The organism is Microbispora sp. H13382 (genome assembly GCF_014161445.1).
In the GTDB taxonomy this organism is placed as follows: Bacteria; Actinomycetota; Actinomycetes; order Streptosporangiales; family Streptosporangiaceae; genus Microbispora.
This window is the reverse complement of sequence record NZ_JABBXA010000036.1, coordinates 1-15199: the sequence shown is the minus strand read 5'-3', so window position 1 is coordinate 15199 and position 15199 is coordinate 1. Positions and strand designations below refer to the sequence as shown.

Sequence of the window (15199 nt, the reverse complement as noted above, 5' to 3'; positions counted from 1 at the left end):
TCCGTTGGTGTGCCGGCGGGCGGCTCAGCCCCGGCTCGCCACCGGGGTGGGGGTCTGGCTGGGCGCGGTCACCGCGGGCTCGAACGCCGTCGCGCCGCTGCCGACGCCGTACGCGCCGGAACGGCCGGTCAGTTGCTCCCGCAGAGCGTAGACCACGACGACACGGCCCGCGGCGAAATCGACGGTGTCGACCGTCGAGACGGCCGAGGCCACGCCACCGGTGTCGTGCAGGGCCGCGATGACCCCGCCCGTGCCGGAGGCGGTGACGGTGCCCGCGAGGACGGTGCCGAGAGCGCCGGTGTCGAGCCCGGCCGCCACCGACACGATCGCGTCCGTCTGGTGGGCGGCGTCCTCTCCCTCGTACGGCTGGGACGGCGCGACCACGATGGCCATCGTGGCGCGCTGCTCCGGATCTCCGTTCAGGGTCAGGAAGTCGCCGGCCTGGAACGACTCCAGCACGGCGGTCGCCGCCGGGTTGACCCGGCCCGCCTGCGCACGGTCGTTGGTCACGATCGCGCTCGCGAGGACCGCGGCGGCCTTGTCGTAGGGCGAGGCCCCGTCGGGGAAGGCGGTGCCGGCCGGGGCGAGGTTGGCGGCCAGCCCGTCCACCACGTTCGCCTGCTCGGCGTCGGTGAACTTCTCGGTCAGGCTGACCCTGCCGCTGTAGACGGCGCCCGCACTCGTCACGAGCTTCTCGATCGGGTCGCGCAGGGCGGCCGACGCGCCCGGAGCCTCGACGAGCACGACGCGCTCCCCGGCGAGCTGGCCGCGTACGAGCTCGGGCAGGTGGGTCGTGACCAGCGAGTCGCCGCCCTCCTCGCGTGTCTGCAGCTCCGAGATCTGCGTCAGGTACTTCTCGTTGGCCTGCCGCAGTGACGCGGTCATCTCCTCGGCCGACTTGAAGAACGTGGGCTCGAGCACGGTGCTGCCCAGCACGATGCCGACCGTGAGCGCGAGGAAGATCGCCACGATCGAGACGAGGTGATAACGGAAATCGATCACGAGAAGAGTCCGACCAGCCAGAAGATGAAGCCGTTCCAGGCCACGCGCAGGCCGTTCAGCCACACCTGGCCGATCGGCGACACCGAGAGCACGACGCCGATCGTGACCAGCGTGGTGGCCACGAGCAGCAGGAGGGAGGGTGTGGAGATCCGGCTGCGGTAGAGCCTGCTCACGCCCTTGGCGTCCACGAGCTTGCTGCCCACCCGCAGGCGGGTGAGGAACGTGCTCGCCGCGCCCGACCTGCCCTTGTCCAGGAACTCGTCGAGCGTCCAGTGGGTGCCGACCGCGACGATCAGCGTGGCGCCCTTGTCGTCGGCGAGAAGCATGGCGATGTCCTCGCTCGTCCCGGTCGCGGGGAACACGACCGCCTCCTGGCCGAGCCTGTGCACCCGCTCCAGCCCCGGAGCACGCCCGTCGCGGTAGGCGTGGACGACCAGTTCGGCGCCGCAGCGCAGCGCCTTCTCCGAGACGGAGTCGAAGTCGCCCACGATGATGTCGGGCACGTACCCCGCGTCGAGCAGCGCGTCCGCACCGCCGTCCACGCCGATCAGCACCGGGCGGTACTCCCGGATGTACGGCCGCAGCGTGGCGATGTCCTCCTTGTAGTGGTAGCCCCGCACCACGATGAGGGCGTGGCGGTTCTCCAGGGAGGTGCGGATGTCGGGCACGCCGACCCCGTCGATCAGAAGGTCGCGCTCGCGCCGGACGTACTCCATCGTGTTCGCGGCGAAGGCCTCGATCTGGACGGCCAGGCCCGCGCGGGCCTCGGTCATCGCCGCCTCGACGCTCTCGGCGGTCTGCGGCTGCCCCTTGCCGATCAGTTCCTCGTCGAGGTAGACCATGCCCTCGTGGACGCGGATCACGTCGCCGTCCGCGATGCGCTCGAACAGCTCCGGCGACGCGTTGTCGATCAGGGGAATGCCCGCGTCGATCAGAATCTGCGGCCCGAGGTTGGGGTAACGGCCGCTGATGCTCGCGGCGACGTTGACCACGGCCGCCACGCCGCACGCGACGAGGGCCTCCCCGCTGACCCGGTCGATGTCGACGTGATCGATAATCGCGATTTCCCCGGGCTTGAGGCGCTTGGTCAGCCTCTTCGTCCGCCTGTCGATTCTCGCCACTGCCGTCACCCCGGGAAGGCCCTCGGCCTTCCTGCGGCGGAGGCCCGGAACATTCAAGCTCGGGACCTTCATCATGACCATCCTGCCAGAGGCGGCGACCGCCACGCTTCCACACCCCACGGCTCGTCTGATTTCTCACTGCAAGTCAGGGATGTTGCCGAGGTGCGCCGACAGGGGGCAGCCGGAGTTGACGCACACCTTCCGCGACGCCGTCCGACCCCCGTTTCCTCGCCCCCTCGTTCCCGGGGCTTGACTGCTTCCCGGCGCGCCCCGATCCAAACGTCACCCCCGCGCGCGCTCCGCCGAGTGTACGCCCCGGGCGGGCCGGGGACGGCCTCGGGACGCACGCGCTCAGCCCGGGGCCGACGCGCGACGCTCAGCCGGAACGCCGGTGCGCGGCGCCCGGCCAGTGCGCGGCGCTCAGCCCGGGGGGCCAGTGCGCGGCGCTCAGCCGGCGGTTCGGCGGCCCGAGCGCTTGGACCCACCCGAGGACTGCTTCTCCCAGGCGGCCTTGTCGCCGGCGGCGATGGACAGCAACTCGGCCGCGTGCGCCCGGCCGAGTTCGGAGTCCTCCAGGCCGGCGAGCATCCGCGACAGCTCCCGCTCCCGACCCTCCTGGTCGAGCGTCACGACGCCGCTGCGGACCACGCTGCCGTCGCTCGCCTTCTCGACCACGAGGTGCTGGTCGGCGAAGGCCGCCACCTGCGGCAGGTGGGTGACCACGATGACCTGCGCGGTCCTGGCGAGCTTGGCCAGTCGCCTGCCGATCTCCACGGCCGCCTTGCCGCCCACACCGGCGTCGACCTCGTCGAACACGAACGTCGGCACGGGGTCGGCGCCGGCGAAGACCACCTCGATGGCGAGCATCACCCGGCTCAGCTCACCGCCCGAGGCGCCCTTGGTCAGCGGCAGCGGCGGCGCGCCGGGATGCGAGGCCAGCCGGAGCTCGACCTCGTCCACGCCGTGCGGGCCGAAGCCCTCCGTGGCGGTGATCGCCACGCTCACCCGGGCGTGCGGCATGGCGAGCGCGGTCAGCTCCTCGGTCACCGCCCGGCCGAACCGCTCGGCCGCGGCGGTGCGGATGGCGGTCAGCTCGCCGGCCAGCTCGCCCAGCCGCTCGGTGAGCTCGCCGTGCTCCCGCGTCAGCTCATCGATGCGCTCGTCGTCGCCGTCGAGCTCCGACAGCCTCTCGGCGGCCCGCTGCGCCCAGGCGAGGACGGCCGAGACGTCCAGGCCGTACTTGCGCATGAGGCCGTTCAGCGCCGCCCTGCGCTCCTGCACCGCCGCGAGCCGCGCCGGGTCGGCCTCGACCGACTCGGCGTACGCGGCCAGCTCGGTGGCCACGTCGGAGACCAGGTAACCGGCCTCGGCCAGGCGGTCGGCGAGCCCGGCGAGCGCGGGGTCGAAGTCGCGCACCGACTCCACGGCCGCCTTGGCGTGACCGAGAAGCGACACGGCGTCCTGCACGTCCTGCGCGCCCGACATCGGATCCCCGAGCAGCGCCGTGTGCGCGGTCGTGGCGGCGGTGCGCAGCGCGTCGGCGTGGGAGAGCCGCTCGGCCTCCTCCTTCAGCTCCGCGTCCTCTCCCGGCCGGGGCTCCAGTTTCTCGATCTCCTCCAGGCCGAACCGCAGCACGTCGGCCTCCTGCGTCCGCTCCCTGGCCTTGACGGTCAGCTCGTGGAGCAGCTCGCCCACCTGCTTGTGCCGCTTGTATGCCTGCTCGTAGGCCCGCAGGGGTTTGATCAGCTCGTCGCCGGCGTAGCGGTCGAGCGCCGCGCGCTGCCTGCCGGGCTGCAGCAGCCGCTGCTGGTCCATCTGGCCGTGCACGGCCACGAGGTCGTCGGCGATGTAGGTCAAAGTGCCCACCGGCACGGCACGGCCGCCCAGCCAGGCACGGGAGCGGCCCTCGGCGGAGACCGACCGGGAGATGATGAGCTGCCCGTCCTCGACCTCGCCGCCGACGTCGGCGACCTGCTGGGCCACGCGGCCCCCCGGCTCGATGACGAGCGTGCCCTCGATCGTGGCCTTGTCCGCGCCCGGCCGGACCCTGGCCGGGTCGGCCCGCCCGCCGAACAGCAGGCCGAGGCCGGTGACGACCATCGTCTTGCCGGCTCCCGTCTCACCCGTGACGACGGTGAATCCCGGTGACAGCTCCAGGATGGCTTCGTCGATCACGCCGAGCCCCTGGATGCGGACCTCCTCGACCCGTGGCCGCACTGGTCCCTCCCGTTTTGCCGACCGAACTCGCCAGAGATCCTACGCGTAACTCGTCAAGATTTTCGAGGACGGCGTGTCCGGCCCGCGACCCGAACGAGAATCTGTGGACACGAAATGCCTGCTCATCCGGCGTATCGCCACCAACCGCCACACTGCGCTGTGGACCGCGGCGCCCTCGCGATCAGCCGGAGCGCACCCGGCCCCGCCAGCCCTGCACCGGCAGGCCGAACTTCGCCACCAGACGGTCGGTGAAGGGCGCACCGGTGGTCTCCACGCCGAGCAGACGGGCCAGCCGCACCGGCACCTCGCCCCTGCGGACCTCCACGCGGGCGCCGGGCGGGATGTCGAAGCGGCGGCGCCCGTCGCACCACAGCACGCCGGCGCTGGTGTCGGGCAGGATCTCCAGCGCGAGCGTGGACTTCGGCGAGACCACCATCGGCCGGGCGAACAGGGCGTGGGCGCTGTTGGGCACGAGGAGCAGCGCCTCCACCTCGGGCCACACCACCGGGCCGCCCGCCGAGAACGCGTACGCCGTCGACCCGGTGGGGGTCGCGCAGATCACGCCGTCACACCCCCAGCGCGACAGGGGGCGGCCGTCGATCTCCGCCACGACCTCCAGCATGCGGTCCTTCTTCTCGACCGACGCCTCGTTGAGCGCCCAGGTCCGAGCGAGCACCGAGCCGTTGAGGCGCACGACGACCTCGACCGTCATGCGCTTTTCGACCTCATAGCTGCCCTCGACCACCCGGTCCACCACGGACGCCAGGTCCTCCACCTCCGCCTCGGCGAGGAAGCCCACATGGCCCAGGTTCACGCCGAGCAGCGGCACCGCGGCCGGACGGGCCAGCTCGGCCGCGCGCAGCAGCGTGCCGTCACCGCCCAGGACGATGATCAGCTCGGCCCCCTCCAGCGCCGCCCCGTTCTCCGGGACGACCTCCGCGTGGACACGGCCGAGCTCCTCGGCCTCCTCGTCGAGCACCCGGACGTTGATGCCCGCCTCGATCAGCCGTTCCACGACCAGGCGGGCGCTGCGCACGGCCGCCTCCCGGCCCGTGTGCGCCGTCACCAGGACGGTCCTCTTGGCGTCCGTCCGGTCGCCCGGCGCGCCACCCGTGCTCATCGCGTTCATCGTCTCCACGCCTCGCCGCCCGCGCTCACCGGGGTCCCTCCGCGACCGCCGTGTCGATGGCGGCGTCCACGTCGGGCACGGGCTCGTGTCCCGGTCCCTTCCCGAGCCACAGCACGTATTCCACGTTCCCGGACGGTCCCGGCAACGGGCTCGCCGTCACGCCCTTGACCGTCAGGCCCAGCGAGCGCGCCGACGCCGCGACGTCCCGCACCGCCTGCGTCCGCAGGGCCGGGTCGCGTACGACGCCTCCCTGCCCCACGCGCTCCTTGCCGACCTCGAACTGGGGTTTCACCAGCATCGCGAACTCCGCCACCTCGGCCGCGCAGCCCACCAGGGCCGGCAGAACGAGCCGGAGGGAGATGAAGGACAGGTCCCCGACGATCAGCGTCGGCGGCTCGCCCACCATCTCCGGGGTCAGGTCGCGGACGTTGACCCGCTCCATCACCGTGACCCGCTCGTCCGTGCGCAGCGACCAGGCGAGCTGGCCGTACCCCACATCGACCGCGAGCACGTGGGCGGCACCATGCCTGAGCAGCACATCGGTGAAGCCGCCGGTCGAGGCTCCCGCGTCGAGACATCGGCGCCCCTCCACGCGGAGCCCCTCGAACGCGCGCAGCGCGCCGAGCAGCTTGTGCGCGCCCCTGGACACGTAGTCGGGGCCCTCCGCCGCCTCGGCGACCACGATGGGGGCGGCGGTGTCCACCTGGGTGGCCGCCTTGCCCGCCACCCGGCCTCCGACACTGACCCGGCCCGCCTCGATGAGCTGGACCGCCTGCTCCCTGGAACGGGCGAGCCCCCGGCGCACGAGCTCGCTGTCCAGCCGGACGCGCTTCACCGGACCCACCCCGCCGCGGCGCCGCGTGCCGGGTGCGTCCGGCTCCCGGCGACCGCGGCCGCTCTCGTGGCACTCACCGGTCGCTCTCTTCGTTGCCGCCGGCTCCGGCCTGCGGTCCCCCGGCATCCTCCACGGACGCGAGCACCGCTTCGAGACCGGCCAGGACCTGTTCGAAGACGCCCACGTGCTCGGACACCGGCACGTGCGCCAGCCGTCCGAGAGGCGACAACGCGGCCTGCACGCCGTCGGCGCCCGAGGCGAGGTGTTCCCCGGCCGCGATACCGCTGTCCGTCATGGTCCCTTCCTGCTGCGCTGCCCCGTCACGATCCTCCGCGCGCGGTCTCACACTCGCGCCGGAGGCCTCGGCCCGTGCTCTCGCCGGACCGGGCCCCGGACGTGCCGTACGCGCACGCGGCCCATGCCGCGGCGGTCCCGCTATGGGGCCGCGACGGCGCTGGTCGCCTCGACGCTATCGGACGCCACCGACGATCGTGCGCCATCCGGCCGTTCGGCGAGGGACAGCGAGACATTCCTCGCATGGTCTCGCCCCCGGGGCGGTTGCCGTTCCACGACCCGGCGCGGATTTCGCGCAGGCCGCCGGTGGAAAGCTACTGTCGGTAGGTGGAGGGGCAATCACATCGTCGACCGCTGATCCGCGCACGGCACGAGGCGAAGCGGTCCACGAGAAGACACGGTCCGTGAGAAGAGAGGCAGGCGCATGGCGACCGTCGAGGAGTGCCGGGCGGCGCTGGACAAGCTCGTCAAGCAGTTCGACGAGATCAGCGAGGAGGACCGTGCCAGGCACGTGGTCGAACGCCGGCTGGCCTGCCGGATCTCCGATCTGGGCGTGACGTTCTACGGCCGCCTCCACCGGAACGGGCTCGACCCCTTCAAGGAGGTGCCCCCGGAGGACGGGCGGCCCGCCGAGGTCAAGCTGACGCTCAAGAGCGAGGACCTGGTCTCGATGGTGAACGGCGACCTCGACATGGGCCGCGCGCTGCTCGGCGGCCGCATCAAGATCGACGCGAGCCTCGGCGATCTGCTGCGCCTGCGCAAGCTCCTCTGACCGCTCCCGCGCGTCCCCGCCGAGCGGACCCCGGATCGCGAGACGCGCCGCGCCCGCGACTGCGGGGTCCGAAGCGGCGGCCGTCACCTCGTGAACGGCCGCCCTGACGGGCAGGCACTCCGGTCACCGCGTAAAGCAGTGGTCGCGTGGAGCGATGAGCCGGCACCCGAGACCGTTGCTGCCGTCATGACCATTGGCTCCGGTTACCGCGTGAAGCAGTGGCCCCGTGGAGCGGTGAGCCCGCACCGGAAAGCGTGCACGGCCCGCCGTTCTTGACGCCGGTCAGCGGCCGAGCGACGCCAGGGCGCCCTTGACCGCGTCCTCGTCCGCCTGACCGTCCCCCGCGGCTTCCCAGGTGGCGGCGCACGCGGCGCGCAGCCCCTCGACGGGGTCGCCCTCCCCGGTCAGCACGAGCTCCCCGTCCTGCCAGGCGGCCGTCCAGTCGCCGCAGGTCCAGCCGCCCGAACTCCGCCGTACGGGGACCATGGGCGCGTGCAGGCCGGACAGGTCGGCGGCGATGTGGGTGGGCCGGTGCCGGGGCGCGGCGGTTAGCACGTCGAGAGGGCCGGCGACGCCGGTCAGCACGAGCAGGCTGTCGACGCCGGCCCGGGTCGCGCCCTCGATGTCGGTGTCGAGCCGGTCGCCCACGATCAGCGGCCGCTCGGCGCGGGTACGGATCATCGACTCCCGATGCAGCGGCGGCTCCGGCTTGCCCGCGACCACTGGTTCGACACCCGCGGCGGTGGCGATCACGCGGCTCATCGCCCCGTTCCCGGGCTGTTCGCCCCGGCCCGTCGGCATCGTCGCATCGCCGTTGGCCGCGACGAACCAGGCGCCCTGACGTACGGCGAGCGCCCCTTCGGACAGCAGCCCGTAGGACAGGTGCTCGGCGAACCCCTGCACCACGGCGGCGGGAGCGTCCAGGGCCGTCGTGACGGGCCGCAGGCCGTGCTCGCGCAACGCCATCCGCAGTCCCATGCCCCCCACGACCAGGACGGCCGAGCCCGCCGGCACGTGCTCCGCGATCAGCCGGGCCGCTGCCTGGGCGGATGTGACCACATCCGCCGGGGCGGCCGGAACGCCCAGATGATTGAGGTGCTGCGCGATCGCCCCCGGTGTGCGGCTCGCGTTGTTCGTCACGAACGCGAGCCGCACACCCAGGTCCCGAGCCTTGACCAGCGCCTCGGGCGCACCGGGGACCGCCTGTTTCCCGAGATAGACGACACCGTCGAGGTCCAGCAACAACGTGTCGTAGGCGTCCGCGAGGGTGCCGGTGATTTCTGACATGGCGGAAGTATGGCCTACGGTCACGCACGCCTCGCCCGCAGCGTGGCCCGGACCTGCTTCAGCGCGGACACGTAGTGCCGTAGGTCGGGGCGCATCGCCACCGCCACCGCGAGCGGCTCCTGCGCTCCCTCGACGTCTCCGCTGCGCCACAGCGACAGGCCCAGACCGAAGTAGGCGTAGTCCTCGGCGGGATTGGCGTCGACGATCCAGCGGAAACTGCCGGCGGCCTCGTCGTATCGCTTGGAGTTGAACTGGGCGCGGGCGAGGGCCTCGCGGATGCTGCGCGAGTCGGGCTCGGCCCGTGCGGCGTGCTCCAGGATCGCCGCGGCCGCGGCCGGGCTGCCCTCTTCGAGCAGTCTCATGCCGCGCTGGAACCACTCGTAGACACCACCGGAAGGCGTACCGCCCGGATCATTGGAAGAAGAAAATGCCTCGTTTCGCCCCTCGATCATCGGGTAAGCCCTCCTGCACTCCGATTTCGCAAGCAACCGGGCACCGCAGCGTCGGGGAGTCCGGGCACTTATGGCAACATGCCCGGTATGGAGAGTTCTGAACGGGCGGGACTGGTGCTACGTCCGTTCCACGGCGTCCGATACGCGGTGGACGACCTGGCCGCTGTCACCTCCCCACCGTATGACCTCATCTCCCCCGAGGAACTGCGGGAACTGCTCAGTCGTCATCCGAACAACGTAGTGCGCCTGATCCTTCCCGGAATCAGCCACTACGGCGAGGCGAGCGCAGCGCTGGGCGAATGGCTCGCCGAGGGAGTGCTGGCGGTCGACTCCCTGCCCGGCCTGTACGTGTACGAGCAGAGCGGGGTCGGTTTCCTGCAGCGGGGCCTGATCGGTGGCGTGGGAGTCGGGTCGGCCTCGATCCTTCCGCACGAGAACGTGCTGCCGGAACCCGTCGCCGACCGGCTCGCCCTGATGCGGGCCACACAGGCCAACTTCGAGCCGATCTTCTTGTTGTACGAGGGCGGCGGCACCGCCTCCCGGCTCGTCGACGACGTGGCGACACAGCGATTCCCCCTGATGGACGTCCGGACCCGTGAGGGCGTGCACCACCGGCTCTGGGCGGTGACCGATGTCCACGAAATCGACGCCGTGGCGGAGGACCTGCGTGATCGCCAGGCGCTGATCGCCGATGGTCACCACCGCTATGCCACCTACGAGGCACTGCAGAAGGACCACATCGGGCCCGGGCCCTGGGACTACGGCCTGGCGTACCTGGTCGACTCCACGGTCTACCCGCCCGACCTCAGGGCCATCCACCGGGTCATTCCTGGGCTGCCCCTGCAGGAGGCCGCCGCCCGGGCCAAGGGCGCCTGGCAGGTCCACGAGTTCCCCCTGGTCGAGGACGCCCTCGCGGGCCTCGCCACAGCGACCGGCCCCGCCTTCGTGCTCGCCGGCGACGGACCCGCCCACCTGCTGACGGATCCGGACCCGCTGCAGGTCGAGCACGCCATGCCGTCCGGGCTGTCCGCGCGGTGGCGGATGCTCGACACCTCGGTCCTCACGGCGTTCCTCCTGCCCAAGGTGTGGGGGATCAACGACAGCGAGCAGTCGGTGATGGTCGTGCACCACGACGCGCTCGCCGCCGTGGACAGGGCGCGCCGGCTCGGTGGAACGGCGGTGCTGCTGAATCCGCTGTCCACGGAGGACGTCCTCACGGTAGCGGCGCAGGGTGAACGGGTGCCGCGCAAGTCGACCTCGTTCGGTCCCAAGCCCAGGACGGGCCTGGTCATGCGGACCTTCGCCACTGACTGACCACCTCGCCGGCGGGCTGCGCGGAGTCGGCGACGTGCTGATGGCAGGACGACGGCGCGGGAGACGCCGCGGCCTGCCCGCCGGGAGAACCCGGAAGGCCTGCGGGCTGAGCCGCACCGCCGGAGAACGCCCCTGCGGCCCCATGGCGCACGGACGCCTCCCTGATTTCAGCCACCTCGGCCTGGGCATCCGCGACTGGGGCGTCCGCCTGAGTGGCTTCAGCGGCGGCATCGCTCACGGACGCCTCGCCGACATCAGCCGCCTCGGCCTCGGCATCTACTTGAGCGGTCCCAATGGTGGCGTCCCCAGCGGCGGTGCCGTCATCGGCGCGGGGAGTCCTCCTGCGCCGCCTCCCCGCGGGCACGGCCGGCTCGACGCGGCGTGCCCTGTGAACCTCGATCTCGTAGCGACTGCCGCCGCGCCACCAGCGGCGGCGCAGCGCGCCTTCCACCTCGACCAGATCATCGAGCTGCCAGCCGGCCAGCATGTCGCGCACCCCGTCGTCGAAGGTCGCGCATTCGATCGCGTCCGACCGCTGGCCCGGGCGGCCTCCGGGCCTGCGGACCGCGAGGCGCCACTGTGTCAGCAGGGCTCCGCTCGGCAGGTTCCGGTGCGCCGGCTCCAGGGACAGCCGCCCGGCCAGCGTCACCTCGTTGCGGTGCATGTGATCTCCTCTCTGCCACCGAGATCACTGTGCGCGACCGGGTTGGGCCGGCGACTCCCTGAATGCCATTCTGTGGATACCGGTTCTAGTTACAGGAGTGGGCTGTGGACAACGTGACTCCACTCGGCGGCGACGTCTACGAGATCGACACGCGGATGGCGGGCTATTCCGGCATCACCGCCGGCTATCTGATCCTCGGCGACCGTCCGTGCCTGGTCGAGACGGGCACCTCGACCTCGGCTCCCGTGGTCAGGGACGCCCTGTCGTCCCTCGGGGTGGGACCGGACGATCTCGCGACCGTCGTGGTGACCCACATTCACCTGGATCACGCGGGCGGCGTGGGAGACATCGCGAAGTACTATCCGTCCGCGGAGATCGTCGTTCACGAGAAGGGCGCCCGCCATCTCGCCGACCCGTCCCGGCTCATGGCGAGCGCCAAGATGGTCTGGGGCGACAAGCTCGACGTACTGTTCGGCACTCTCGCGCCCACCGACGCGGCCCGCATCCGGGCCCTGGGCGACACCGGGACGATCGACCTGGGCAACGGCCGCACCCTGGCGAGCCACTACTCCCCCGGTCACGCCAAGCACCATGTGGGCCTGCTGGACTCGCTCACGGGGGACCTTTACGTGGGCGATGCCGCCGGCGTGTATCTGCCCGAGACCGGAGACCTCCGGCCCGCCACGCCGCCGCCGGACTTCGACCTCGACGTCGCTCTCGACTCGATAGCGCTGTTCACGGCCCTGAGACCGCAGCGGCTGCTGTTCAGCCACTACGGGCCCGTGGAGGACGTGCCCACGACCCTCGAACGGTCTGCCGAGGAACTCCGGCTCTGGGTGGACCTCACCAGGCGGGCCAGGGCCGAGGGTCTCGACCTCGACCACGCCGTCGCGATGGTGCGCGACCGGACGCGGGAGCGGTACGCCGCGCTGCGCGCCGACGCGGCCACCGCCGAGCAGTTCGAACTGCTGAGCGGCGCACCGTCGAACGTCGCGGGGATCATGCACTGGCTGGACCGCACCCCGCGCTGACCTCGGCGTCCCGGTTGGAGGCGGATGCTTCTTGCGGGGCAAAAGGAAACGGGCGCCGCTGCGGCGACGCCCGTTCGAACATCTCAGGGCTGGCGCTTCACCCGGTCCTCGGAGTCCTCCGGATCGTCGAGCACGTCGCCGAAGTTCGGTTCGATGAACGCGGGGCCGTAGGACGGCCCGCTCTCCTTCTCCGAAGGCCGATCGCTCTCGTCGGCACCGGGCGCCTCCTTTGCGGCCGAGGACGTCGCAGGCACGTGCGCGTCATCGTCCGCCGAGCCGTCGTCTGCCGAGCCGTCGTCTGCCGAAGCGTCGCGCGCCGGGTCGTGGTCCGCGGGCTCACCGGTCGGGACGACCTCGCCGGGGATGCCGGTCTGGTCTTCCTCGTCCTTGACCGTCTCCGGGGTGTCCTCGTCGCCGATCTCCTCCTCGTCTTCCTCTTCCTCGTCGTCGAGGAGGTCGTCGAGGATGTCACCGCCCTCGGGGCCGGACTCGTCGTGGTCCTCCTCCAGGTCCTCGATGAGTGCGCCGGTCAGCTCGGCGTAGCGGTCGGCCGCGTCGGTCTCGCCGTCCTCGTCGAACGCCATGGCGCGGGCGAACCAGTCGGTCGCCGCCTCCTCGTGGCCCGCGTCGGCCAGGGCGTCCGCGTACGCGAAGGCCAGCCGTGCCGACCAGGGCTTGGGCTGGGGGTCGCGCAGTTCCGGAACCCGCTGCAGCGTGATGACAGCGGCGTCGTGCTGACCGAGGTCACGACGGGCCCCGGACTCCACGATGGCCAGCTCGATCCGGCCCGCGCGGTCCAGCCGTTCGGCCTCACGAGACCGGACGAGGTCGAGTGCCCGCTCAGGCCGTCCAAGGCCGCGCTCGCAGTCCGCCATGATCGGCAGGTACTCGTCCGAGCCGGTGATCCGCCTCGCGGCGCGAAGGTCTCCCAGCGCCTCGGCGTACTGACCCGCGTGGTAGGCGGCGATGCCGGTCGCCTCGCGGACCACGCCGATCCTGCCCGCGAAGCGGCGGGCCACCTTGGCGTGCTCGTACGCCCTGTCCGGTTCCTCCGCGGTCAGCGCGCGGGCGGCCGCCACGAGGTGGCTGGCCACGAGGTCCGCAAGGTCGTTCGGCAATGAACGGAGCTCCGCACGCGCCTCCCGGTCCAGTTCGTCCGGCGTGATGTCCGGCTCCAGCGGGGGGATTTCCTCGCGTGTCCTCGGCCTGCTCGGCTCGTCCGGCCTGCCGTAGCGGGCCCGGCTGCCGCCCCGATCGTCACGGCTGAAAGGACGCGCCGCGCCGCGGTCGCCACCGTAGGACCTGGACTCGTCACGATCCCTGCCGAAGGGACGGCCTCCGCGGTCACCGCCGGACTCGCGCCGCGGCCGGTCACCGGAACCAGGCGCACGCCCACGGAACGTCCGAGCCCCTTCCTCACGGTCACCGCCGGAACGTCTGTCGTCGCGGTCCCGGAAGGACCCGCCAGGCCTGTCCTCCGACGTACGGCGCGGCCTGTCGCGGAAGGAGGAGTCCCGGTCACGGTACCGATCACCGCCGCCCGCGTCCTGCCGGTCCGCGTAGGAACGCCTGGGCCTGTCCTCGCCGCCTCTGGCGTCGCGGTCGCCGAACGGACGCCGCGGCCGATCTTCTCCCCCGAAGCCTCGGTTCGGGCCCCTGTCCCCGCCTCGGTCGCCGTAGGGACGCCGGGGACGGTCCGGGCGCTCGTTGCCCCTGCCACCCCTGTCGTCACGGCCGTAACCGCGCTCCTGGTCCGGACGTCGCGGTGGGCGACCGCCGGACCCGTCACGATCGTCGCGCTCGTAACGAGGCGTGTAGGAGCGGCCTTCCCTGCTCTCCCGGCTCTCCCGGCCGTCGCGACTGTCGCGACTGTCGCGCTCGCGGGAGCCGTAACGTCCGCCGAAACCGCCGCCCTGACGCTGGGGCCGGTCTCCGTACCCTCCGCCTTCCCGACGATCCGTGCGGCGCTCCCCGTACGGCCGACTGCCGCGGTCATCGGACCGGAACGGGCGACCGCCCCGCTCCTCGCGGTCGCGGAAGCCCTGGCTCCCGCGGGAGTCGTCGCGGTCCGCATACGAGCGGCGCGGCCGATCGGTCCGCGCGGCGTCCCTGTCCTGGTAGGTGCGATCCCGGCGTCCCTCGTAGCCGCTGGCGCCGCGCGGCCGGTCGCCGCCGCGCTCGAAGTTCCGCCCCCCGTCGCGGTCGCGGTACCCACCGCGATCGTCGGTACGGCCGCCCGCACGATCCGCGGCGCCGAAGGGACGGCGACCGCGGTCATCCCGGTCGCGGTAGCCGCCGCTCCTTTCGCGATCCCCGTAGGAGCCGGTCGTCCTGTCATCGCGATCGCGTGAACCGAACCGTCCACCGGACGGACCGCCCTGGTCGCGGGAGCCGCGCCTGTCGGAGTGGAACGGGCGCTCACCGCGATCGCTGCGGTCGCTGCGGTCGCTGCGGAAGCCTTCTCGCCGCTCTCCATAACGACCGCCGAAGCCGCCGCTTCCTCCGTTACCGCGGAATCCCCCGGCGCGCTCGCCCCGGTCTCTGCTCTCTTCGCGGTTGTCTCCGCCACGGCCCGCGCCGTCGCGCCCGTCTTCTCTGTTCACTTCTGTCCTCTGTTGCTTGCTCACCGCGTCCGGTTCGCCGGCCGCAGGGCTCTGTCTTCCCGATGTCCTGACTATTGGGGATCCACCCCATACCCGATGAGTTCCAGGGAAGACACGTTGTTTCGCCGCAGGTCCGCTGAGATCGCGTCCCCCGCAGCCTTCGCTTCTCGTCCGATGCGACGAAGGCCACCCGTGGGGTGGCCCGGCACTGCCAGCCTAGCGCGCCGTCACCACCGCCCGGGCCTCGATGGGCGCTTTCGCTCCCATCCGCCAGGTCTACCTGGCGCCGGAGCGACGACATGACCCCATAAACACAGAAGGGCCACCCCGAGACGGGGTGGCCCTTCCTACAAAGATTGTCCGGCGGTGTCCTACTCTCCCACACCGTCCCCGGTGCAGTACCATCGGCGCTGGCAGGCTTAACTTCCGGGTTCGGAAAGTAACCGGGTGTTTCCCTGCCGCTATAACCGCCGTAACC

Annotated in this window: 13 protein-coding genes and 1 rRNA gene; 3 read left to right on the top strand and 11 right to left on the bottom strand. The window is 72.0% G+C overall.

Annotated features, from left to right (window positions below; all coding sequences use genetic code 11):
* Positions 1 to 24: 24 nt before the first annotated feature.
* From HHX41_RS38925 to HHX41_RS38900, 6 genes are all read right to left on the bottom strand, one after another.
* A complete protein-coding gene (locus tag HHX41_RS38925) occupies positions 25 to 1002 on the bottom strand; it encodes a copper transporter (RefSeq protein ID WP_182909941.1) in 978 nt (325 codons plus the stop codon).
* Complete coding sequence (gene steA / locus HHX41_RS38920; RefSeq protein WP_259401669.1) at positions 999 to 2195, bottom strand: putative cytokinetic ring protein SteA; 1197 nt, start codon at positions 2193 to 2195, stop codon at positions 999 to 1001. Before steA ends, HHX41_RS38925 begins: the two co-directional genes overlap by 4 nt.
* A 375-nt stretch (positions 2196 to 2570) precedes the next feature.
* Entirely contained in the window at positions 2571 to 4340 is a 1770-nt protein-coding gene (recN, locus tag HHX41_RS38915; protein ID WP_169989152.1) for a DNA repair protein RecN, read from the bottom strand.
* Positions 4341 to 4521: 181 nt separating this feature from the next.
* Positions 4522 to 5460, bottom strand: coding sequence for an NAD kinase (locus tag HHX41_RS38910; RefSeq protein ID WP_182909939.1), 939 nt, complete (start codon positions 5458 to 5460; stop codon positions 4522 to 4524).
* A 34-nt stretch (positions 5461 to 5494) separates the two neighbouring features.
* Entirely contained in the window at positions 5495 to 6304 is an 810-nt protein-coding gene (locus tag HHX41_RS38905; protein ID WP_310742377.1) for a TlyA family RNA methyltransferase, read from the bottom strand.
* A 73-nt stretch (positions 6305 to 6377) separates the two neighbouring features.
* Positions 6378 to 6599, bottom strand: coding sequence for a hypothetical protein (locus HHX41_RS38900; RefSeq protein WP_169989145.1), 222 nt, complete (start codon positions 6597 to 6599; stop codon positions 6378 to 6380).
* 423 nt (positions 6600 to 7022) lie between these two features.
* Here HHX41_RS38900 and HHX41_RS38895 point away from each other — a divergent pair, with 423 nt between their 5' ends.
* Positions 7023 to 7370: an SCP2 sterol-binding domain-containing protein gene (locus HHX41_RS38895; protein ID WP_169989150.1), complete on the top strand. Its 348-nt coding sequence runs from the start codon at positions 7023 to 7025 to the stop codon at positions 7368 to 7370.
* A gap of 282 nt (positions 7371 to 7652) precedes the next feature.
* On the opposite strand, the gene HHX41_RS38890 is transcribed toward HHX41_RS38895, so the two are convergent.
* Both HHX41_RS38890 and HHX41_RS38885 read right to left on the bottom strand, forming a co-directional pair.
* Positions 7653 to 8657 carry an HAD-IIA family hydrolase gene (locus HHX41_RS38890; protein WP_169989149.1) on the bottom strand — a complete coding sequence of 335 codons (1005 nt, stop codon included), beginning with the start codon at positions 8655 to 8657 and terminating at the stop codon, positions 7653 to 7655.
* A gap of 20 nt (positions 8658 to 8677) precedes the next feature.
* Positions 8678 to 9109 carry a tetratricopeptide repeat protein gene (locus HHX41_RS38885; protein ID WP_169989148.1) on the bottom strand — a complete coding sequence of 144 codons (432 nt, stop codon included), beginning with the start codon at positions 9107 to 9109 and terminating at the stop codon, positions 8678 to 8680.
* Between the two features lie 87 nt (positions 9110 to 9196).
* On the opposite strand from HHX41_RS38885, the gene HHX41_RS38880 reads away from it, so the two are divergent.
* Entirely contained in the window at positions 9197 to 10423 is a 1227-nt protein-coding gene (locus HHX41_RS38880; RefSeq protein ID WP_259401668.1) for a DUF1015 domain-containing protein, read from the top strand.
* On the opposite strand, the gene HHX41_RS38875 is transcribed toward HHX41_RS38880, so the two are convergent.
* Positions 10398 to 11087, bottom strand: coding sequence for a single-stranded DNA-binding protein (locus HHX41_RS38875; protein WP_182909936.1), 690 nt, complete (start codon positions 11085 to 11087; stop codon positions 10398 to 10400). The two genes, HHX41_RS38880 and HHX41_RS38875, sit on opposite strands and share 26 nt — an antisense overlap.
* A gap of 104 nt (positions 11088 to 11191) precedes the next feature.
* Between HHX41_RS38875 and HHX41_RS38870 the strand changes: the two genes are divergently transcribed.
* Complete coding sequence (locus HHX41_RS38870) at positions 11192 to 12118, top strand: MBL fold metallo-hydrolase (RefSeq protein ID WP_310742376.1); 927 nt, start codon at positions 11192 to 11194, stop codon at positions 12116 to 12118.
* Positions 12119 to 12201: 83 nt separating this feature from the next.
* On the opposite strand, the gene HHX41_RS38865 is transcribed toward HHX41_RS38870, so the two are convergent.
* Both HHX41_RS38865 and rrf read right to left on the bottom strand, forming a co-directional pair.
* Positions 12202 to 13236 (bottom strand): hypothetical protein, encoded by a 1035-nt coding sequence (locus tag HHX41_RS38865; RefSeq protein ID WP_259401667.1) that lies wholly within the window; start codon positions 13234 to 13236, stop codon positions 12202 to 12204.
* Positions 13237 to 15079: 1843 nt separating this feature from the next.
* Positions 15080 to 15196 (bottom strand): 5S ribosomal RNA (gene rrf / locus HHX41_RS38860).
* Positions 15197 to 15199 lie beyond the last annotated feature (3 nt).